Raw genomic sequence first — 18,687 nt, 5'->3', positions numbered from 1 at the left:
TTTACTATATATTACACTACTATAAATTATAGCATTATTTTCATTGTGCACTTTGTATAGCCGATTTCACCATGTAAATACTAACTAAAAAAATATCTGCCGAACTTATTATCGAAAAAACTTGGCATTCTTTTGTGCAATATTACTATAAATATAACTATAAGTATATATGTTACTGATTATTAGAATATATATGAAAAAACTTTGTGTTTACAAGCAATTTTTTGCAACAATAATTATAACTGTGAGTAGAGTAAGTAGTGTTTATTTTTATTGAAAGGTATTCCATATAGCAAGAATTTGTGGTAAAATGGAATACGAAAGTGTTCGAGGGGAAATGAGACAATACTTAGATAAAGACTTTTATAAAAGTTGTTTATAAAACTATTTCACAAAACTACTTTACATAATCCACACCCCATAATCAGTCCACAATTCCAACAGAATAGACTTAATAAAAACGGTTTATTAATATACCATATCCATCATCAATACTTATATGCCCTATCTTATTCTACACCAATCCGTAAACTTTAGCTCATTTTTGAGCAGAAGATAAGCGAGCAGGAGTAGGTATCTCTCAATTAATTTTCCAACTTGGAATATCGCATAACAGTTAAATCAGATAATCACCCAGACCAGAGAAATAGTGCAGCATAGTACCGGATTTACATTTTCGTATCACCGGATTACAAATTGTCCAGGAAAAGCAACCATCTCAACAAAGAAAATTTATAGCTGTTATTCATTGGATGTCCAGTAAAACACAACAGAGATTTCCAAATCAGAAAAGAAAGATAGCACACTGTAGATTCTGCCAACAAATAATACTCTGTAATCTTTTCTGACACAGGAGATTGAGCGTAAGCGAAGAAAATACTTTTATGAACGTAGTGAATAAAAGTATTTAGTCTGTTTAATTATATATGTCTGTTTAAATAAGGAATGTCCATATGTCGACGCTGGGCGTCCCTGTGATTGATGTTTTTTACCCAAACAGAGGGACACCTAAACGTCCCTGTGATTTAAATAATACAGTATAATCTAACATTTTTCACTGTGTATTTTTGCACAATGAGATTTCACCCAAATTAGCCAAATATAAGTCGAAGCCACAATTCAATAGAACTGACTTCGTGGAAAATTTTCCACAATGTTAATAATGATACGCTGATAATGTTGTGCATACACCGACTTGCAAAATTTTGCATATCGGGGGAGTCAAGAGATGGTAGTAGCAAGCAATTCATTTACATATATTCAATAAGTTAGGATTGATATTTAGAAAAATTTGGGATATAATTAATTATCTTTTTACTGTAAATAAACATGTGTAATGATAGTTCCTTTTAGAGTGGCTGTATATTGAAGTGGCTTGAAAGACTAAATTGTATTGAATAAAGGGGAGGTAGAAGTGGATTTAAACAAAATGAAATCTTTATCATATGATGAGTTGCGTGCCGAATATAGAAAATTTTTACATAGCCAGGATATTTCAGAAAAAACAATCAATACCGCTTATGCGGACACTTTTTACATTTGGAGGAAGGAAAGTAAAGATCTGTTCTGGAACAGGGTGACTGCTACTGATTTTGAAAATGTGGCAAAAGAGACATTAATCAAGGCTCTTTCTGAGAACTCGACCGGTAATGTTAAATCAAACGTTAATAGTTACTTGTCTCATCTGAGAAGGTTCCGTTTATTCTTAGATTCTGATGAAACTGCTGAGCCACCAACGCCCAAGCGAGAGAATACTGCTATTCGCACATGTACTCGGAAGAAGAAAATGGATGTTGAAGTTCCTGATCCATCAATAGAGCAGGTTGAGTGTTATCTTGTTAAGTGGGATAGCCTGGAAAACTATCACTTGCAGGAGGACGCACTTAATAAACTGTTCTCTGATTTATGCCCGAAAAATGTAGATGTTATTGATGTGCTTTTAAAGGCATCAACGCTTAATGATTTTTATAGTACGAAAATTTTCTCAATCTATCCAGTAGCTAAGCACATTTGCACCCTGGATATTGATTTAAGACTTAAGGCTGGAGATGTGACTCTGGTAAGAGATATCCAGTATGTAACTATCGGTAATACAGAGAAGAATTTTTACTCTTTTGCCTCAAAATATTGTAGCCATCACAATCCTCTCGACTATCCCATTTATGATAGTTATGTGGATGAGGTACTTCGTTATTTTAGAAATCGGGATGGATTCTCAGATTTTCAGGATGGTGACTTAAAGGACTATATTAAATTCAAAGGTATTCTGATTGATTTTCGTGCTTTCTATAGATTAGACAAATATAACCTGAAACAAATCGACCAGTTTGTTTGGTTGCTAGGGAAGGATTACTTCCCTAAGAATTATGAAATAAAAAAGAGAGGGGATAAGCAGTTATGAAGATTCATTATTTCCAGAGATACCATGCGAAAGAAAATGTTGCAACAGCAAATACGATGCTGCTGTTATCTCGTTTATATCAATATTCTTCTGATAAGTTTTTTCGGCTTTTGAAAACGGAATTCTTCTCTGATTCCTTTGAACCTGAAATTGCATTTAACCTACAAGAGAAAAGTGTTGATAGTATACCTGATGCAACCATTACTCAGGAGAGTTTCAAGATTGTAGTTGAAACAAAAATGTCTGACTTGTTCGATTCTAATCAGCTTATGAGGCATCTGAGCTCCTTTGGAGGGGAAAAGTATAAGGTAATGATTACGCTAGCACCAGCACTGATGAAAAATGACAAAAAAGTGACCTTTGAAAAGCAACTCAAAGAATTTAATGCTAAACAAGACCATCCAGTCATCCACATAAACACTACCTTTGAAGGTATAGCAAATGCCATTCAAGAAGTTATCGATGATAAGGATTATAACATGCAAGAAGTACTTGATGACTACCTAAATTATTGCTATAACGATGCGCTTATTGCAATAGCTGATTCATGGAAATTCATGAGAATGCAGCTTGCAAGTAAAACACTTGATTTTAATTTTAAAGAAGATGTTTATTACGATAAAGCTGAGCATGGTTTTAGAGCACATGATTATTTGGGCTTATATAAAGATAAGAGTGTACGTGCAGTTGGTAAAGTCTGTGCTCGAATTACAGCAATTGAAAACGGAAACGGTATACAATATGACGCTGAATTTGGAGAGTTGACTGATGAAAGAAAAGAAAAAATTCTCAAGGCTATCGTAGATGGTGATAAGTATGGTTATGATTTAAAAACGATTAAGCAACGGTATTTTTTTGTGGAAAAATTCTACTTGACGGATTTTAAGAAGATAACACCGAACGCACCTATGGGAACTCGTATATTTGATTTGACAAAAGTTCTTAATACAGATAAGCTATCCGAAACACAGGAAATTGCAGAACAGCTTGCTACAAAGACATGGAATTAGTGAAAAGGTATTATATGGATTTAATGAGTTCGGTATTGGATGAACTCTCTCCTTTTGACGAGGCAGAACATAAGAAAAATCATCTGTTTGATGAAACCAAATTGTTGTTGAAATTATTCATCAATGGATTATATGACATCAATGAAGTACTGGGAAAATAACCTTACAAAGTTGTCTAAAAAAGTGTTGACTGTCCATACTTTAATTGTGAAGGAGATCCATGGCAGTGGGAGGGGATTTATCCCCGAGCGCTAAACTAATACTTATTTATAAGTATTAGTTATCTATATCTATTAATTAAGTCTATATCTATTCTGTACACTTGGAAGGGGTATACCCCTGTTTGTGTTCTAAACATGTGATTCAAAAACAGGACTTTACCCCTGCGAAGTGTACTGTCGTGATTAGTGTACTGCAATAGATTTTACAGTTTCCCATCGGGGACACTGTAGATTCTGCCATGATACATCACAGTCAGCATTTATAGTTGCTGAATATTCCAACGTTAACATTATAATTCTAAGATTTATGTATGTACCTTGTATTTTTATCATTGGCAAGTATGAAATATTCTGTTCTTATGTTGTTATAATGATTTCTGGCTACAATGGGTATTGTGTGATGGCGTTTACTCCTCAATAGAGAGATCTTAGTTACGGACAATAATGTCCCTTACTTTGTGTCCCAGTAATTAATTACCAAAACAGGATTTAATATTTCAACAAAAAATAAATAACGTATACCCAACTTAATAAACCATGTATAATAGCCCAACCAACTGAATGCCAGGTAGTATAGCTTATCACCATTGCTAATGCACTTCCAAAGGTTATTCCGGATTTTACAGTTTTCTTTATGTTAATATTCTTATCATTGTTATCTGACATGTTATTTATCCTTTCTACTTCAGCATATTTCAATTTAATGAGAATATGGCACTCCATTCTTCTTTGTTTGATTTTGGAATCTCTTTTACAGATAAATCTTGTATCAAGAAAAACCTAGTAAAATCAGTGCCGCCCGATTTGGCGACAGGGCTTAATGGATCAATATCCGTGGTCAACATGCTCCCACTTTCCATCTTCATTTTCAACTAATATCCATTGCCAGTCCTTGTACGTAGAATCTGGATTAAGGGAGCCATCGCCGCCAGACGAGTCCACGTCAAATGAAGAAAGTAAAATAATTGCTTTTTCAGCATCATGTCGTTTAGCCCACTTTTTCGATGCCTTATTATGATCATCACCAGCGTACTTTAGCATAGTCAGAGTACACCCATCAAAGTTCGATTTGAAATATTCTTCAACCGTGTCTATTGCAGAATTAATTTCTGATTCGCTATAGATTTCTGAATCAACATCAATAATCTCAACATCTTTAATATTGCTGCTACATCCGCTAAGAGTTAGCATAGCGGTTAATAATAATGTTACTGATAAAGTCCTTTTCATTTCAACTACCTCCCTAATCCGAAATTAATAGTTAATTTAAATATAACATATAGAAGTATAAGAAGCCACTGTAAAATGGTACTTAAGCGTAAATCACCGGGAGTATCACATGAACATTGTGCAAACTTTTGCACGATGTCAAACTCTACCCTGTGCAAAATTTTGCACACCCCCCCAAACTTAACCCTGTGGAAATATTTCCACACCCCCATATTATAAAATCTTAAAGGTAACATCATAAAAGTTATCAGTATTCTGTCTGCGATTGTTATTATGGACTTGTTACCTTCTAACTTGATGGGCGATCAAAGAAGTATTACAGAATAACGATTTAATAATAAATCAGTTTGAATGGGACATAATGTCCCCTACACAATAAGAAAAGAAGTTATGGTGGTGGAAAATTTTCCACCACCGATGAATATAGGGAAGTTCAGCCAATGGACATCCTTAGATTATGATCAAGAAAGGTATCATGTAGATTCAGTGTAACTTCAAACTATGGGGTTCCAAAATGCCACCTCATCAATAGCAGCAAAGGATAAGGATGCAGTCCGTATGTAGGATTCCATTATTTAATTAGCTGACCCGGCAAATCGCCAGTACAGATCAACCATGCCCCATTTTGCGACTTCACTTCAAAGGGATATTGTATTAATTATATATGATTTCAAAACTTATATTCATATCCGATACTTTTATCAAAGAAGTACATAGAATTTTCTGTGCTTATGTTGTTATAAGGATTACTGGCTAGAAAGGGCATTGTGGTGGCTTCAAAGGGGAGTAATTTGTTTATGATGTGGCAGCCAATGAAACGGTGATTTCAGAGTGATCGTTCAGGACGATAACAATTGTTGTGCATCAGGCGCACAACCTCTTTATCAGGTAAAGACGTTCTGATCTATTTCATACCTGACAAATTGTCGGACATGCAGCAGGATTTGTCAACGTGCCGTTCTGAACGACACGTCTGAAGATCAACGTATGGGCGAGAGCCAGACGTGCTTATGACATTGCCATGTACCAAATCAATATCAACGTAGTGACGAGATTACCACGTTGGAATTACCTCAAAATCTCAACTATGTGAAACAGTATTTTACCTGGTATGTAATAAAGGTCGGGAGCATCAACGTGTGGGCGAGAGCCACGCGTCTGAAGAACAACGTGCTTACCAGACGGGCACGTTGGAATTACTTCAAAATCTGGTCTATGCGAAGCAGTCTGTCACCCAGATTAACCCTTGACCAAAACTTGTCAAGGGTCTATACGAACAATCTAGCACATTTGAATGGTGCCTTTCGGGATAAGCACGTTGGAAAAATCTGTTATAGTTAATTAGAATTTACAGAACATGTTGTTAAGGTGATATCTTTTACATTGAATACAATCAAATATTATGTGCTTATGTTGTTATAAGGATAGCAGAGTAAAGAGGGCATGTGATGTGCCTGAGTGTAGGGCTGTATGGGGAATCATGTACTGATGCCGGTTGTAACTCGTGTTACAGCAAATATGTAAAACAATATGTTTTGAAAAAGTCTGAATTAGACTTATTCGGAATTGATGACTAGCCATTATTTGTAGCAAAGGATATTGGAGAAAAATAAAAACTCACCCAATGAGTACGGGTCAGTTATAAATTACAAAGAATTAGCAAAGAGGTGGAAACCATTATCTGACGTGGCAGAGACACCAGATTACAAGATGAGCTAAAGTTAATTTGATTTTTAAAGGAATGGGTGTTAGGCTATATCTTTTACCTTGAATGCAATTAGATATTCTGTGCTTATGTTGTTATAAGTGTAGCCAGGGTGCAGAGAATGTGTGAGTAGCCTGGAGACACAGTAAAGAACTGGTAGCGGATATTCCAGATTAGCGCAAATATGATATCTGCCGTTGTAACCTGTTATTGTTAATATGATTTTAAAGAAAAGGTCTGTAGGCTATATCTTTTACCTTAGATGGGAGAAAATATTCTGTGCTTATGTTGTTATAAGCGTAGAAATGGTAGAAGAGGTGTGGTGATGGATGATTGGTATATTTGAACCAAAGTCGTGCCGGGAGTGTGTTGTTTGAACTATTAATACAACATAATTTAGCTTAAATTATTACTTGTGATATGGTATAATATGGAATATTATGGGAGGTAGTGAAGTATGTACAAGTTAAAAGATTATGAGCGGGAAAAGGTAAATAAATTTATAAAGTTTTGCTGTGATGCAAGATCAGGTGAGTTAAAGAGAAGGATTAAAAATAGCAAAGGCATCAATGGCGTTAAGCTATCTTGATGATTATGGAATTAAAGAATAGGAGAGAGTTATGAGAAAATTATCTTTTGAGACAGATGATAAACTGGGGCGATTGGAATATGCTAAATTTCTAAAAACAATTATTCTGAACTCTGACCAGTATAAACGAGATTTATTGACCAATGCTTATACAATAGCAGTAGATTCACCGTGGGGAACTGGTAAGTCGTATTTTTTTAATATGTTCATGAATTATTGTGAAGATATAGACGATCTAAAAGTTATCTATTACAATGCATGGGAAAATGATTTTTGGGATAATCCCTTTGATCCATTTATGAATACAATATTAGAGGATGGTATCTTTCAATTGCAAATAGACAATGATAATGCTGCAAATTTAGGCGGAAAAATACTAATAGCTGCCCAAAATATAGGGTATGGATTTGTAAGAACAAAGATGGAAAAACATTTTAATATAGATATTCCAGCGGATCTGGATACATTAGAAGCATTTAAGGGTTATCTAAAGGGAGAAAATAGTTTTTTTGGAGAATATAAATTATTTCGGAAAAATATATCTGAAATGAAAGAGATTATGACTACATATATGGATAATTCTAAGAGAAAGCTTGTGATAATCGTGGATGAGCTGGATAGATGCAAGCCTAATTTTGCAATTCAAACATTGGAAATTGTTAAGCATCTTTTTGATGTAAAAGATATGGTATTTGTCTTTGCTGTAGACATATCGCAGTTAAGCTGCTCAATAAAAACGGTCTATGGACAAGACATGGATTCAACTGGGTACTTATGTCGGTTCTTTGATTATATTAGTAAAATACCAAAAACGGACAGTAGCGATATAATTTTGAATAGGTTAAATATCGTAAAATGGAATAATAAACATAGGAATGATGATAAATTTAAAGATAAAATAAAGATGTTTTTTTCTCACATGCAAGCTCATTTTATATTGACGTTAAGAGATCTTGATACAGTTTTAAAAACCTATATGATAATGTATGACGTGTTCTTGAAGGATTATTTATTGGTGACATCTCATTTTAATTATATTTACTTTATGATCATGAAATATAAAAAGATAGAGATGTATAATTCTATTTTAGATAAACAATATAAAATTACGCAGGAGGAAGAGAGTAAAAAAATTTCAGAAAAATTCAAGTTTTATGAGGGGATAGAGGGCATTGTTATTATTTTGCAAATGGCAAACTATGTAATTGACGATTTGGTTAAAGATGAATGTGGTAAGGATATTGGAATCGAAAAAATATTATTTGATCCTGATTATGAAATATATGATGAAATATCTGGATTATTATATGGACAATATATTTACCAAAAGTTAGAAATGTTTAATTATATGAGTGAAAATTCAGAAAATTTATTATCAACCAGTTTATAATAAATGAAATTTTCCCGTGACGTGTGGATGGAACACATGTGCAGCTACCGGACACCTGACCCATGCGTCAGAATGTAAAGTACCCCCGGGGAGTATGCAAGAGCCATGTCAAGGCAATATATGACGCAAATTGACGTCCTGATTCGTTGAGGGTAAAATTGTCTACACGAACGGCAAAACAGCCTGTATGACCGTTTAAACGCGCTTGACGGCATATTGCGATTAATGGGGTAGTTGTAGGCTACCCCTTAATTTTATGCCTGTAGCAGAGGACTTGTTTCTTGACGCACGCTTGTACTTCCGTAATACTGGCGGATGTCATCAAGACTCAATTTCTTACGGCTTTTCTTCCTGAATATTTCCGTATGGAAGTACCATTTCTTTTTCTCTCCAGCCCATTTAAAGCCTATTTCACCTAAGTATTTCCTATGCGGGTATGTCAGACCATCAAGCCAGATCCAATTACCTATAATCTCAATATTCAGTCCTGCAAGGGTAACAACTTTATTCAGGACTTCCCGCAACTTTTCATCCTCTGAGAAGTCATATTGCATCTCATTGTATGCTGTAGTTTTCCCTTTAGCGGTATGAGCATTTTTCAATTGCTGAAAAAGCTTTTCGTATTCCAGATTGATTACTTTTGTGACTTCCAGAGAGCCGTCAGCGTTGTCAGGATGATATTTTTTGAGTAGTGCCTTGTATTGGCTTCTCAATTCCTGTAGGGTAGTAATACGGTCAAAATAGCTTGTCATAATATGTACCTCCATAAAAAAAGTGCAAAGCCCTTGATAATTCAATAGACTTTACACTTGTATATGGTCAGTACGTGTTATGATGCCTTAAACGCTTTTTCCAAATTATCGACTCTCATTTCTAAGTCAGCTACTTTTGCATTTGCTTCTATATTCTCTTTACGATGACGCATCTCGTCAACTCTTCCATCAAAGAGAGCATCTATTTTCTTGTTTGTTTCAAGTTCTATGGTTAATTCAATCTTTTTCAAGCTTGTCTTTACTTCTGTCATTTCATTTTGCAGATTAATAATCCCAGATTGAATTGCAATCAATATCTCTTTAAGATCGTTATCCATTTTATCCACTCCTTATATGATTATCATATGTAATGATTGTACCATATATGCGGTGCAAAGTCTATTCAATTATCAAGGTACTTTGTTGTCTGTTGATATGATAATTATATACTATGGGTACCCATATTTCAAGACGGAATAATATACAAAAATGGTACCCATAATTTATATATTTTTATGGGTACCACACAACACTATATATTAAGTTTATCACGTTCAATCTTTTCATCAATAGCTTTATTAATAAAACTGTTTAGGCTCTCATCAGTAGTGGCAACGAATTTCTTGATTTCTTCTTTTTTACCTTTCGGCACACGTACCCTCAAGTCTTCATACTTTGTTTTTCTGTATTCTTCTAAGGTTACACGCTCACCGTTTACAATATATGGTTTTTTCTCAGCATCCATTTATTACACCTCTTTAATATTCAGTTGATGGCATATTTCATCAAAAGAAATTGTGTTCCCGTAATTCTCTTTTGTCGCTTGATCAATCATTCTTAGATTCCATTCGTCTGGTGTTACTGTTATCTCTAATTCTTTCTCATCCAACTTCTCATAACTTATCATACGCTCACCCCTATATTTTATGTTTCTTCTATATAATGCAGTATTACTCTGATATGTCTGATTCAGGAATATATTCCATAAGATCACCGGGTTGACAATCTAACGCCGAACAAAGAATAATAATGGTATCTGTATTTATAGTCTCACCAGCAACTATTTTTTGTATGGTTGTTGGATGTATGCCAAAATCACGTCTGAGGTTTATTTTTTTTACGTCCTTTTTTTCCATTTGCTTAAAAAGTTTATCATATGATATTTTACCGGGTAGATATCTCTCTTTTGGCATTTGATCACTTCCTTTCTTAATCTATAAAGTTAGTATACTATAGCGAACATTTAAAATCAATATAATAATCTAATTATGGTCTATGTTGTCGATTACACTATAATATATGTCGTTCTTGTGTACATATCACAAAATATTAAGTTCGTTTTTGTGTACTATTACGTATTGCAATTAAGTTCGTTTTAGTGTACAATGGTCTTACAAGTTAAGCAAGACACAACACTTACAAGAGCCGAAAGCCTTGTGAAATCAACAGTCAATATACCTGTGAGTGAACGACTACGGAATCAATAGTCAGGAAGATTACTGAGAGAGGGTTGACTTGCTAACTTGAAAAAAGCACCTTGATAATCGAATAGACTTTATGCTTTACATATGGTATAATACATACACCACAGATGTAAAGGATGGTAAAAAGATATGACAGATAATGAGTTGTTATTAGCAATTTCCAATATCATAGACAAAAAGATCGAGCCTTTAAAAAAAGATATTGAGGAAATTAAGCAAGAGCAAACCCGTATAAATATTATAATTGAGAATGATATCAAGCGTGATATTAAAATGTTAGCAGAAAATTATTTACCAGCAGCCAAACGGTTTGATAGTGAGTCTGATAAAATTGAAGCCCTTGAATCTGATGTATCGCTACTTAAAAAGGTAGTAACGGAACATAGCGAAAAATTACAGAAAATATCATAGTTAGCAACCACACAATTGCATGTATTATATCATATATAAAGCATAAAGTCTGAATACAAAATCGGGCGGTATGCTTTTTTTATTAATCGACATATTAGGAAAACCAATGGATATAAGAAAAGGAGTGAATTGTCATATGTGTAAAAGCATGAAAGAATTTTCAAGCATAGCAGAAACGCTTTACAATTTAGAGCAAAAAAAAGCAAGCAAGAAAAAAGAAGTCAATGCATTGGATGCAAAGATTAAAGCCTTAAAAAAAGAGACTGCTTCCTATATGAAGAAACGACGGAAAAGTGAAATTAATGTTTCTACTTATAATGTACGTTATTCTCCATACATGAAACCATTTTTTGATCATAAGGCATTCATCGAAAATGAAGAGGATGGTCAGAAACTTTATGAGAAGTACAAGAAAGAAACACCCGTAGAATTAATTACAATCAAAATCGCAAGTGTATGAATCACATAACCGCTTGTTACGATCTGATAACAGGCGGTATCCCCCAGATAGCAAAATTTATTTCTAATGTCAACTCAATTGACTTTAGAAAACTTGTATAATCTGGCTGCTGAAAAATCATATTTCAGTAGGTGTATTAAGTGCACCCAAAATTAAGGAGGATTCACAATGAGTTTCGAAATCAAGAGTTCAAAACTGTTTTGTAGCATAAACAATATCAAGCGGATGAAAATAATACCGCTTAACGATTTCAGCGTCAAGTATAAAGTTTTCCCGAAAGAAGAGTATGCACAGGCATTGCAAGACCATGTAAAGCCAGATGACAGAATCACATATTCCACTTTCAAAAACACGGAACTGCAAAACGTAAATGTGGTATCAATAGAAAAAACAGATTCTTCCTACCGCATGGTTATATTCATGAATGACCTTCTCAGTGAGCTTGAACATAGGTCTAGTGGTTCTTTTGGCTGTATGATTTCAGCAATTGAGTTGGTTCACCTGTTAAGCATGAATAAACGGGGAACCTTGCAATACAAGACGGTTCCTGGCAATAGACAGATCAACATGGACAACTATAACGTTGAAATGGGAAATAATGAAGTACTGATACAGAGAAAAGGCGAAACACTATCGATTGCACTTGATCACATCAGATGCATTCACGTAATACCTGATGGAATGCTGGATCTGATTAAGAAAATATCATGTATATTTATCACAATTACATACGATGACTACACAAATGTGTGTATAGATATTCCATTATAAGGGCTAAGATATTGCAGTAGTAGAACTACAATAATTGATTTGTGGAGGAAAAGATATGAATAAACAGCTAGGATATACAGTTGAGAATGAGTTAAAAGACTACAGAGGATACAAAATCCTTAAGGTAATTGACAACTATGGTTTATGCACACAAACAGTAACATACATGGCGGTAGACGAAGATGACAATGTGTGTAATTGTTCTAAAACATTGAAAGAATTAAAAACATGGATTGATATGATGCAGAAGAAATAAAATGAATCTTCTGACCACCGCACCCAGTCGGGAAACACCGGGAGAATTTAGTTACAATCTGAATGAAACTTTTACAAATCGAAGATACACTGAATTGGATATTTATAGGTATACCGGGAAATAAGTCACTATATAAATTTGATACGCAATCGGAGAACCATGACAGAAAGAGGGGTAATAATGAAAATTGTAGCCTTTAGAGTAATACCATTAGGAGGTTTTTATAGAGTAGTAGATTTTAATGGTACTGCGCTAATAGAGAGAAGAATAGGCAATAGCTATGATATATGCGGGGAGTGCTTACCCACAAAAGAAGCAATAGCAAAGCTAAAAGCGTTAGTGTTTGCTAAAGAAAATTAATTTTTTGAACAAGTAGCTATTGATTTGATAGGGATTTACATCAAAAAATGAGTTGTTAAGGGGGAATATATATGATCTTTATGACAGTGAATTATACGGAACAAGTGATTGAAGCAAACAGCGATAGCGGGAAAGAAACCCGTATGAGAATTACGCACATTGAATCAGATGAATTTGAGAATCTGGTAGCCAAATTACAGAAAATCATGCTAACTGACCAATTATGAAAGGTAGGGAATGACCATGACAATAGAACAATTCAATAAAGATATCGTAGAAGCGGGAAGACTGGTAAAGCGTGCGAGATACGCAAATGCACAACTGTCAGACGTGGAAGCCATGGAAGCTTTTGACAAGCTGGAGGACTACTGTAATCAGTTGGTAGGGACATGGGGGATGGCAAGCGACAGAATACAGAGTCTTGCAATATGGGCGAGTGAGACGCTAACAGGCATCTGAAAGACAGGCGGTGACGGTATAGCCGTGGGAAATTCAGTTTTCCGCCGTACTTTATAAATAAAATCAAAGGAGGGACTTAAATAAGGTTTTTAAAAGGTTCTATTAGAACCCTTCAAAATTTCAGCAAACAGCATGAGATTGTATCAGAATCAAATAGGTGTTTTCGATCCACGAAAAGGTGGAGCCAAACTGACAGGACATAAAATCATTAACATAAAGGAGGATTCTTAGGTATGGGAGATTTAGTAATCGTAAACGGATGTGATGTTTTCACAGATAGTTTGGTGATTGCAGATGGTACTGGGAATGCACATCGAAGTGTTCTTAAACTGATCAATAAACATTCAGAATATTTCACTGAATTTGGCGAATTGACATACCACTTGAAGTGGTCTGATAATTCAAGAAATAGTCAGACATCAGTATGCAGCTTGAACGAAACACAAGCAACTTTCTTGATGACGCTATTTGGCAACAGTCCGATTGTCGTTAAATTTAAAATGGAACTTGTAAAACAGTTTTATATCATGAGACAGCTGCTTTTACAGAAGCAGACACCCATCTGGCAAGACACGAGATCATTATCTAAACAGATTAGGAAGAAAGAAACAGATACCATCAAATCATTCATTGACTATGCCAAAGCAAGCGGAAGTACCCACTCTGAACGGTATTATACCATATTAACAAGGCTTGCGGATAAAACGTCAGGCATTATGAATGGACAGAGAGACAGCGCCACACTTGAACAGCTTAATACCCTGTGCATGGCGGAGAATATCATAGAACGGTGTATCATTGACGGAATCAGCAAGCAGACAGAGTATAAGCAAATATATCAGGCTTGCAAGGAGCGGTTAGCACAATTCAGCGCTATTGCGTTTCTGGCAGGATGACAACAAACATATTAAGGAGGATTACATAATGAATTTTAAAACAGCATACGGAACCATGAGTTTAGGAGAAATAGATCTGAATGACTTACAAATTGAGACAGGCGAAGAAAGTGTAATGACATTTTTTGAGGTACAGCGAGTATCTACAGACCTGATGCAAAAAATACAGGAAGCAATTGAGATAAGGAAAAAGGAATTTACCAAGGAAGTAAGAGGAAAATTTGGAGATTGGAGTGATAGAGAAGTTGTTATAGACTCCATGTTCCTGATGATCCGCACATACAAGAAGAAACTTCAGTATGAAATGATGGTCAATTTCTTTGATCAGGATGACAGGATACGTGAGACAGAGGTTTTTGTGTCGGTTGATTTGTCTGAATACGAAAATGAACTGAAAAAAAGCATGATTAAAGCAATGATTGACAAATTTTTCTAGGGAGGGAATTATCATGAAGATGAAAACAGAGATCGGAACATTAAACTTAGGGGAAATCAATTTGAATGAATTGGAATTAGATAATCAGCGTATATCAATTTTCCTAGTAATTAAGGAAGTATCAGAGGAACTAATGAGCAAAATATTAGTAGCAGCAGAAGCGCAAAAGAACAAATATGATCAGGAAATCATTAATAGGATCGGTGAATGGAGTGATGAGGGGATCAGTATTGAAATAATGTTCCTTTCAATTGAAATGAAGAACAAGAAAATTACATATCAGATAGTTGCTGATTTTTATGATAATGGCAAAAGATGTCGAGAGTCAACAGTCAGTCTACCTGTAAATTTATCAACGTATGATGCAGAGTTAAAGAAAATGTTTTTAAAAGAGGTTATAGACCAATTTTTCTAGGAAGGGATAAGCAATGAAAAAGGAAACAGTTATTTTTGCAGAAACAGTAAACCGAGGAGAAATAAGTTGTATAGGCAAATCTGTTCTGAATACACCCGCAACTCAAAACAAATCAGGGGGCGGAATAAAATGGTTCCCTGATACCTACAAAAGCGATAGAAAGTAAAGGAGGAAACAGTCATGTTGATTAAAATAAGTAGCATTAGAATACCGGAAATTTTTTATAGAAAGCCACCAAGACAGGTAAAGATAGAAGAGCACATGCAGTATTTTAATGAGCATGGCTGTTTCCAGAAACCTGTTACTATAACACAGCGAGGTCTGTTGACAGATGGATTTATCAATTATCTATTAGCATGTGAAATGGGAATGGATTCTGTCGAGTGTACGATCAACACAGAGGTGGTCAGCCGCCGTTTTGGGAAGAATAAACGCATACACAACAAAGATTACAAGCGTAGGGTATTATACACAAGACAGGGCGGACTATGCGCCTGCTGCGGAAAGCAACTACATATAGATCCGGATGGAGATAAAGCAACCTATATGACACTTGATCATATCTTCCCACTGTCACGGGGAGGTATCAGTTCAATGGATAATCTACAGGGTGTATGCCGTAAATGCAATGAGGAAAAAGGAAATCAGATAGATGATGACATCATTGAGTATGCAATGAAGACAGCTTTCGCTTGACACCCCAGAAAGGAGAAGAGAATGGTTAGATCACTTCTTATAAAAAAGGTTGATTACGGATAGTGGTATCTATGGCTGTTCGATGCACATTGACAATTTCATATAGAATTCAGCGTAGAATTGATAATTAAAGGAATAAACGTTGAACGAATCGTTCACCGTCATAAGCATATCATTATATAAATATGGAGGAAATACCAATGCAACCAGTTATTTCAAAAGAGTTATTCGTTGAGTATTTGAGTCATGTTCAGGAAACGCAAGATTTTCAGATAAAGCTGAATAGCGTCAATCAAAGTTTGCAAAATGAAGAAGATTATTACCCGGACTGTACGAACACGGTTTTAAACTTGCTACATATCTTATGGGGATCAGCAGATGAAGAGGAGTTAATCAGCTACTTTGTGTATCAGGCGGATTTTGGACGGAAAAAGGATTGTTTTATGTTCCAGGATGCAGCAGGAAACAGCATTGAATTGTCAACGGCAGAAAAGCTATTTGATTTATTGACAAGCAAAATGGTCAGGCAAAGAAAAATTCTTGACAGCCGAGTGCAGTTCATGCTAGAATTAAAAAATATATAGAAAGACACGCATAGAGGATAATAAATATTCTACGTGCAGCTAACGTACCTTGATAAATGAATATGGTGAAGTGAATGCATAATACAGGGAGAGTTTTCCCTTTATTAAGTATATTCATACCATGCTCAGGTTAGCTGCTGATACGTGTAATACGTTGAGGTGGCTTTTTTATTTGAAGAAATGCAAGAAATTCGACAATTCAGTATTGACAAACAGAAAAATGAGAGGTAATATTATAAAATACGAACAAAAAACAAACAAATGTTCGAGAAAAATTCATCAAATTACATAAAAAAAGCCAATGTAGGTGCTACCAACACCAGAACATCAGCTTTTTAGTTGAGCGCTACCAACACTCAAAGTAATTTAGAATGCACTGACCTAAAAAGAAACAGCGCTATACAAAATCTTTCACAAAAACTATAGCACAAAATTCTTTTTAGGTCAACGGGTAATCAACCCAAAATATTCCAATCAGTTTAGGCAGGTGTAATTTTTATACCAAAAATGAACTTTGAAAATAGAATATGAAGTAAGAAAAGGAGATCAATTTGAGAAGAGTGCAAAAAAATAGCAGTAAAATGCAAAAAGGTACAGTGAAATGGTTCTGCAATATACGGAATTATGGATTCATACAATCAAATTCAGGGCAAAGCTATTTCTTCCATCGAAGCGACATAATCAGACAGCATGGGGCAAGAAAAGCAGCAGCAGGAAACCCGTGTGTTTTTTATCCCTATCCAGAATCGGGAAAACCAGACCGGGCTGTGAACGTGCTAATTGAAGTCTCGCCTAATGTAAATGGATCAACTAAGTATTGCTAAAGGATAATTAGTCAGAATTGATACTTAACAATGATTTAAACATGCATCTTAGTTTAGGAAAAGTCAAAGGAGGATAACAAAATGGAAGTAGTGCAAAGTAATAAGCAGAAAACGCAAAAAGGTAAGATACTCTGGTATGATCCTGGGAAAGGGTATGGATACATAAGAACCAAGGACAAGGAAAAGTTTTTCTTCCATGCTAATGATACCGTACAAAGATACAACAACATCCAAAAAGGACACAAAGTCACATTTGAATTTGCATCATCAAACAAGCATCCGGTTTACGCAGTCAATGTAGCCCGGGAATATAATCCCGAAAACAAAAGAACATTCACACCTCACAACGAAAGGAAAAAGAAAAATGAAAAGTAGAACAGCAGGAACATTTATTGAGAGATCACAGTTTATCGACAGGACTGGGATATTTGTCAGCCCGATTATGTACGACATGATCAAGAAAGAATTTGCCGATCAGAGTTTATCTGAAGAAGAGTTTCTAAAAAAGTGGAAAGCGGATAATGAGAATTCGATAATTGAAATGAGTATCGATGACGGCATTCATTGTCTGTTTACTGACTATGATTTAACTGGATTGGATAGGTTAGATATAAATTGTGAGGAACGCCGAGCAGTGGAAATTATAGATGATCTTCTTGTGGAAAACTGGAAGCTGCAGCAGGAATCAGAAAAAATGGCAGAGGTATTAAAGAAATCACAGGAAACAGTAAAGAAAGCAATAGGTGCTTACCAAAGCATGTTGGAAATTGTGGCAGAAAAAATAAACAGCATTAACACTCATTGCGAATAGTAGAGGTTCTAGGGGTGCACAAATCTGTGACACCCTTAGAGGAACACTTATTAGATTAACATAGTGCAAAATTTTGCACAAGGTTGCTCCTACAAGCATATTCGTTTTAGACACTTATTATTTTTTATCCAGTGAAGAACATATGTTTTGAATACGAGAAATTTTTAGATCTTAAGGAGGTAGTAATGGAAAATAAGAAACAAGGAAATCTAAAGGAGAAAACTGCATTTCCGATATATAATCAAAAACTTGCTGGTTTTTTAATGATGCAGGGCTTTGTGCTGATGGGGATGGCTGAGAATGAAAAGTATAAAAATAAGAATGTGTTTTACTTCATGGAGTCGGACAAGATAAGACATTGTATTCAAATCTATTTTGGTAATCAAGGCAAACAAATGTAGAAACAAATTAAATTAGCACTGTAACAGATAAATGCAAGAACAGAGGAGGATTTACATATCGAAAACCACACAATAAATCATTTTGAACAACTAGATTATCATACATTTGAGGATATCAGGGAACA

At 35.0% G+C, this 18,687-nt stretch carries 29 protein-coding genes; 22 read left to right on the top strand and 7 right to left on the bottom strand.

Annotation, left to right across the window (positions count from 1 at the left end):
• Positions 1 to 1,414 precede the first annotated feature (1,414 nt).
• The 3 genes from CD03_RS37225 to CD03_RS37860 are packed head-to-tail and all read left to right on the top strand — an operon-like array spanning position 1,415 to position 3,572.
• Entirely contained in the window at positions 1,415 to 2,401 is a 987-nt protein-coding gene (locus CD03_RS37225; RefSeq protein WP_081820247.1) for a PD-(D/E)XK nuclease family protein, read from the top strand.
• Complete coding sequence (locus CD03_RS0114625; protein ID WP_027294289.1) at positions 2,398 to 3,411, top strand: hypothetical protein; 1,014 nt, start codon at positions 2,398 to 2,400, stop codon at positions 3,409 to 3,411. The genes CD03_RS37225 and CD03_RS0114625 overlap by 4 nt, the downstream gene beginning before the upstream one ends.
• Positions 3,402 to 3,572: a hypothetical protein gene (locus tag CD03_RS37860; RefSeq protein WP_156042908.1), complete on the top strand. Its 171-nt coding sequence runs from the start codon at positions 3,402 to 3,404 to the stop codon at positions 3,570 to 3,572. The genes CD03_RS0114625 and CD03_RS37860 overlap by 10 nt, the downstream gene beginning before the upstream one ends.
• Positions 3,573 to 4,121: 549 nt before the next feature.
• Here the strand turns inward: CD03_RS37860 and CD03_RS38270 are convergent.
• Together CD03_RS38270 and CD03_RS0114610 are read right to left on the bottom strand one after the other, a co-directional pair.
• The gene (locus CD03_RS38270) at positions 4,122 to 4,331 is read right to left on the bottom strand and encodes a hypothetical protein (protein ID WP_197041731.1); all 210 of its coding nucleotides are present in this window, start codon (positions 4,329 to 4,331) and stop codon (positions 4,122 to 4,124) included.
• A 126-nt stretch (positions 4,332 to 4,457) separates the two neighbouring features.
• Complete coding sequence (locus CD03_RS0114610; protein ID WP_027294288.1) at positions 4,458 to 4,862, bottom strand: hypothetical protein; 405 nt, start codon at positions 4,860 to 4,862, stop codon at positions 4,458 to 4,460.
• A gap of 2,162 nt (positions 4,863 to 7,024) precedes the next feature.
• Between CD03_RS0114610 and CD03_RS38880 the strand changes: the two genes are divergently transcribed.
• Both CD03_RS38880 and CD03_RS0114595 read left to right on the top strand, forming a co-directional pair.
• Positions 7,025 to 7,156: a hypothetical protein gene (locus CD03_RS38880; RefSeq protein WP_255348089.1), complete on the top strand. Its 132-nt coding sequence runs from the start codon at positions 7,025 to 7,027 to the stop codon at positions 7,154 to 7,156.
• 31 nt (positions 7,157 to 7,187) lie between these two features.
• Positions 7,188 to 8,546 carry a KAP family P-loop NTPase fold protein gene (locus CD03_RS0114595; RefSeq protein ID WP_027294287.1) on the top strand — a complete coding sequence of 453 codons (1,359 nt, stop codon included), beginning with the start codon at positions 7,188 to 7,190 and terminating at the stop codon, positions 8,544 to 8,546.
• A gap of 254 nt (positions 8,547 to 8,800) precedes the next feature.
• Here CD03_RS0114595 and CD03_RS0114590 read toward each other — a convergent pair whose 3' ends face one another.
• The 5 genes from CD03_RS0114590 to CD03_RS0114570 form a co-directional block, all read right to left on the bottom strand.
• On the bottom strand, positions 8,801 to 9,298 hold the full coding sequence (locus CD03_RS0114590; RefSeq protein ID WP_027294286.1) for a J domain-containing protein: 498 nt from the start codon (positions 9,296 to 9,298) through the stop codon (positions 8,801 to 8,803).
• A 77-nt stretch (positions 9,299 to 9,375) separates the two neighbouring features.
• Positions 9,376 to 9,636, bottom strand: coding sequence for a hypothetical protein (locus CD03_RS33580; RefSeq protein ID WP_052377807.1), 261 nt, complete (start codon positions 9,634 to 9,636; stop codon positions 9,376 to 9,378).
• 194 nt (positions 9,637 to 9,830) lie between these two features.
• Positions 9,831 to 10,043: a hypothetical protein gene (locus CD03_RS0114580; protein WP_027294285.1), complete on the bottom strand. Its 213-nt coding sequence runs from the start codon at positions 10,041 to 10,043 to the stop codon at positions 9,831 to 9,833.
• A gap of 3 nt (positions 10,044 to 10,046) precedes the next feature.
• A complete protein-coding gene (locus CD03_RS37855) occupies positions 10,047 to 10,205 on the bottom strand; it encodes a hypothetical protein (RefSeq protein WP_156042906.1) in 159 nt (52 codons plus the stop codon).
• 43 nt (positions 10,206 to 10,248) lie between these two features.
• Entirely contained in the window at positions 10,249 to 10,491 is a 243-nt protein-coding gene (locus CD03_RS0114570; protein WP_027294284.1) for a helix-turn-helix domain-containing protein, read from the bottom strand.
• A 420-nt stretch (positions 10,492 to 10,911) separates the two neighbouring features.
• Between CD03_RS0114570 and CD03_RS0114565 the strand changes: the two genes are divergently transcribed.
• The 17 genes from CD03_RS0114565 (at position 10,912) to CD03_RS33560 (ending at position 18,562) form a co-directional block, all read left to right on the top strand.
• Complete coding sequence (locus CD03_RS0114565; protein ID WP_027294283.1) at positions 10,912 to 11,193, top strand: hypothetical protein; 282 nt, start codon at positions 10,912 to 10,914, stop codon at positions 11,191 to 11,193.
• Positions 11,194 to 11,299: 106 nt separating this feature from the next.
• Positions 11,300 to 11,653: a hypothetical protein gene (locus CD03_RS0114560; protein ID WP_152614220.1), complete on the top strand. Its 354-nt coding sequence runs from the start codon at positions 11,300 to 11,302 to the stop codon at positions 11,651 to 11,653.
• A 168-nt stretch (positions 11,654 to 11,821) separates the two neighbouring features.
• The gene (locus CD03_RS0114555) at positions 11,822 to 12,424 is read left to right on the top strand and encodes a hypothetical protein (RefSeq protein WP_027294281.1); all 603 of its coding nucleotides are present in this window, start codon (positions 11,822 to 11,824) and stop codon (positions 12,422 to 12,424) included.
• Between the two features lie 55 nt (positions 12,425 to 12,479).
• Positions 12,480 to 12,680 (top strand): hypothetical protein, encoded by a 201-nt coding sequence (locus CD03_RS0114550; RefSeq protein WP_027294280.1) that lies wholly within the window; start codon positions 12,480 to 12,482, stop codon positions 12,678 to 12,680.
• Between the two features lie 180 nt (positions 12,681 to 12,860).
• The gene (locus CD03_RS0114545; RefSeq protein WP_027294279.1) at positions 12,861 to 13,040 is read left to right on the top strand and encodes a hypothetical protein; all 180 of its coding nucleotides are present in this window, start codon (positions 12,861 to 12,863) and stop codon (positions 13,038 to 13,040) included.
• Between the two features lie 71 nt (positions 13,041 to 13,111).
• Positions 13,112 to 13,267 (top strand): hypothetical protein, encoded by a 156-nt coding sequence (locus CD03_RS37850; RefSeq protein ID WP_156042903.1) that lies wholly within the window; start codon positions 13,112 to 13,114, stop codon positions 13,265 to 13,267.
• A gap of 16 nt (positions 13,268 to 13,283) precedes the next feature.
• The gene (locus CD03_RS0114535; protein ID WP_027294278.1) at positions 13,284 to 13,499 is read left to right on the top strand and encodes a hypothetical protein; all 216 of its coding nucleotides are present in this window, start codon (positions 13,284 to 13,286) and stop codon (positions 13,497 to 13,499) included.
• Positions 13,500 to 13,732: 233 nt separating this feature from the next.
• Positions 13,733 to 14,395 (top strand): Rha family transcriptional regulator, encoded by a 663-nt coding sequence (locus CD03_RS33575; protein ID WP_052377806.1) that lies wholly within the window; start codon positions 13,733 to 13,735, stop codon positions 14,393 to 14,395.
• Between the two features lie 28 nt (positions 14,396 to 14,423).
• Positions 14,424 to 14,831, top strand: a complete 408-nt coding sequence (locus CD03_RS0114525) for a hypothetical protein (RefSeq protein ID WP_027294277.1) — start codon at positions 14,424 to 14,426, stop codon at positions 14,829 to 14,831.
• 13 nt (positions 14,832 to 14,844) lie between these two features.
• Positions 14,845 to 15,246 (top strand): hypothetical protein, encoded by a 402-nt coding sequence (locus CD03_RS0114520; RefSeq protein WP_027294276.1) that lies wholly within the window; start codon positions 14,845 to 14,847, stop codon positions 15,244 to 15,246.
• 13 nt (positions 15,247 to 15,259) lie between these two features.
• Positions 15,260 to 15,412 (top strand): hypothetical protein, encoded by a 153-nt coding sequence (locus tag CD03_RS37845; protein WP_156042901.1) that lies wholly within the window; start codon positions 15,260 to 15,262, stop codon positions 15,410 to 15,412.
• A gap of 14 nt (positions 15,413 to 15,426) precedes the next feature.
• Entirely contained in the window at positions 15,427 to 15,942 is a 516-nt protein-coding gene (locus CD03_RS33570; protein ID WP_044289396.1) for an HNH endonuclease, read from the top strand.
• A 200-nt stretch (positions 15,943 to 16,142) separates the two neighbouring features.
• Positions 16,143 to 16,526 carry a hypothetical protein gene (locus tag CD03_RS0114505; protein ID WP_027294275.1) on the top strand — a complete coding sequence of 128 codons (384 nt, stop codon included), beginning with the start codon at positions 16,143 to 16,145 and terminating at the stop codon, positions 16,524 to 16,526.
• 581 nt (positions 16,527 to 17,107) lie between these two features.
• Positions 17,108 to 17,350 (top strand): cold shock domain-containing protein, encoded by a 243-nt coding sequence (locus tag CD03_RS39965; protein ID WP_416389851.1) that lies wholly within the window; start codon positions 17,108 to 17,110, stop codon positions 17,348 to 17,350.
• Positions 17,351 to 17,431: 81 nt separating this feature from the next.
• Complete coding sequence (locus CD03_RS33565) at positions 17,432 to 17,725, top strand: cold-shock protein (protein ID WP_044289395.1); 294 nt, start codon at positions 17,432 to 17,434, stop codon at positions 17,723 to 17,725.
• Positions 17,715 to 18,161 carry a hypothetical protein gene (locus CD03_RS0114490; RefSeq protein WP_027294273.1) on the top strand — a complete coding sequence of 149 codons (447 nt, stop codon included), beginning with the start codon at positions 17,715 to 17,717 and terminating at the stop codon, positions 18,159 to 18,161. Before CD03_RS33565 ends, CD03_RS0114490 begins: the two co-directional genes overlap by 11 nt.
• A 185-nt stretch (positions 18,162 to 18,346) precedes the next feature.
• A complete protein-coding gene (locus tag CD03_RS33560; RefSeq protein WP_044289393.1) occupies positions 18,347 to 18,562 on the top strand; it encodes a DUF5659 domain-containing protein in 216 nt (71 codons plus the stop codon).
• Positions 18,563 to 18,687: the final 125 nt, after the last annotated feature.

This window comes from Robinsoniella sp. KNHs210, assembly GCF_000686105.1.
Lineage (GTDB): Bacteria > Bacillota > Clostridia > Lachnospirales > Lachnospiraceae > Robinsoniella > Robinsoniella peoriensis.
This window is presented reverse-complemented; position numbering and strand designations above follow the sequence as displayed.

What these genes read in the sequence shown, in the direction of transcription:
- CD03_RS0114505 (WP_027294275.1), top strand. Translation starts at nt 16,143, where the DNA reads ATGCAACCAGTTATTTCAAAAGAGTTATTCGTTGAGTATTTGAGTCAT.
- CD03_RS39965 (WP_416389851.1), top strand. Translation starts at nt 17,108, where the DNA reads ATGCAAAAAGGTACAGTGAAATGGTTCTGCAATATACGGAATTATGGA.
- CD03_RS0114525 (WP_027294277.1), top strand. Translation starts at nt 14,424, where the DNA reads ATGAATTTTAAAACAGCATACGGAACCATGAGTTTAGGAGAAATAGAT.
- CD03_RS37855 (WP_156042906.1), bottom strand. Translation starts at nt 10,205, where the DNA reads ATGATAAGTTATGAGAAGTTGGATGAGAAAGAATTAGAGATAACAGTA.
- CD03_RS0114535 (WP_027294278.1), top strand. Translation starts at nt 13,284, where the DNA reads ATGACAATAGAACAATTCAATAAAGATATCGTAGAAGCGGGAAGACTG.
- CD03_RS0114565 (WP_027294283.1), top strand. Translation starts at nt 10,912, where the DNA reads ATGACAGATAATGAGTTGTTATTAGCAATTTCCAATATCATAGACAAA.
- CD03_RS37850 (WP_156042903.1), top strand. Translation starts at nt 13,112, where the DNA reads ATGATCTTTATGACAGTGAATTATACGGAACAAGTGATTGAAGCAAAC.
- CD03_RS33580 (WP_052377807.1), bottom strand. Translation starts at nt 9,636, where the DNA reads ATGGATAACGATCTTAAAGAGATATTGATTGCAATTCAATCTGGGATT.
- CD03_RS37845 (WP_156042901.1), top strand. Translation starts at nt 15,260, where the DNA reads ATGAAAAAGGAAACAGTTATTTTTGCAGAAACAGTAAACCGAGGAGAA.
- CD03_RS0114560 (WP_152614220.1), top strand. Translation starts at nt 11,300, where the DNA reads ATGGATATAAGAAAAGGAGTGAATTGTCATATGTGTAAAAGCATGAAA.
- CD03_RS0114590 (WP_027294286.1), bottom strand. Translation starts at nt 9,298, where the DNA reads ATGACAAGCTATTTTGACCGTATTACTACCCTACAGGAATTGAGAAGC.
- CD03_RS0114570 (WP_027294284.1), bottom strand. Translation starts at nt 10,491, where the DNA reads ATGCCAAAAGAGAGATATCTACCCGGTAAAATATCATATGATAAACTT.
- CD03_RS0114610 (WP_027294288.1), bottom strand. Translation starts at nt 4,862, where the DNA reads ATGAAAAGGACTTTATCAGTAACATTATTATTAACCGCTATGCTAACT.
- CD03_RS0114520 (WP_027294276.1), top strand. Translation starts at nt 14,845, where the DNA reads ATGAAGATGAAAACAGAGATCGGAACATTAAACTTAGGGGAAATCAAT.
- CD03_RS0114625 (WP_027294289.1), top strand. Translation starts at nt 2,398, where the DNA reads ATGAAGATTCATTATTTCCAGAGATACCATGCGAAAGAAAATGTTGCA.
- CD03_RS0114490 (WP_027294273.1), top strand. Translation starts at nt 17,715, where the DNA reads ATGAAAAGTAGAACAGCAGGAACATTTATTGAGAGATCACAGTTTATC.
- CD03_RS38880 (WP_255348089.1), top strand. Translation starts at nt 7,025, where the DNA reads ATGTACAAGTTAAAAGATTATGAGCGGGAAAAGGTAAATAAATTTATA.
- CD03_RS33565 (WP_044289395.1), top strand. Translation starts at nt 17,432, where the DNA reads ATGGAAGTAGTGCAAAGTAATAAGCAGAAAACGCAAAAAGGTAAGATA.
- CD03_RS0114580 (WP_027294285.1), bottom strand. Translation starts at nt 10,043, where the DNA reads ATGGATGCTGAGAAAAAACCATATATTGTAAACGGTGAGCGTGTAACC.
- CD03_RS0114595 (WP_027294287.1), top strand. Translation starts at nt 7,188, where the DNA reads ATGAGAAAATTATCTTTTGAGACAGATGATAAACTGGGGCGATTGGAA.
- CD03_RS0114545 (WP_027294279.1), top strand. Translation starts at nt 12,861, where the DNA reads ATGAAAATTGTAGCCTTTAGAGTAATACCATTAGGAGGTTTTTATAGA.
- CD03_RS33575 (WP_052377806.1), top strand. Translation starts at nt 13,733, where the DNA reads ATGGGAGATTTAGTAATCGTAAACGGATGTGATGTTTTCACAGATAGT.
- CD03_RS37860 (WP_156042908.1), top strand. Translation starts at nt 3,402, where the DNA reads ATGGAATTAGTGAAAAGGTATTATATGGATTTAATGAGTTCGGTATTG.
- CD03_RS33570 (WP_044289396.1), top strand. Translation starts at nt 15,427, where the DNA reads ATGTTGATTAAAATAAGTAGCATTAGAATACCGGAAATTTTTTATAGA.
- CD03_RS33560 (WP_044289393.1), top strand. Translation starts at nt 18,347, where the DNA reads ATGGAAAATAAGAAACAAGGAAATCTAAAGGAGAAAACTGCATTTCCG.
- CD03_RS0114550 (WP_027294280.1), top strand. Translation starts at nt 12,480, where the DNA reads ATGAATAAACAGCTAGGATATACAGTTGAGAATGAGTTAAAAGACTAC.
- CD03_RS0114555 (WP_027294281.1), top strand. Translation starts at nt 11,822, where the DNA reads ATGAGTTTCGAAATCAAGAGTTCAAAACTGTTTTGTAGCATAAACAAT.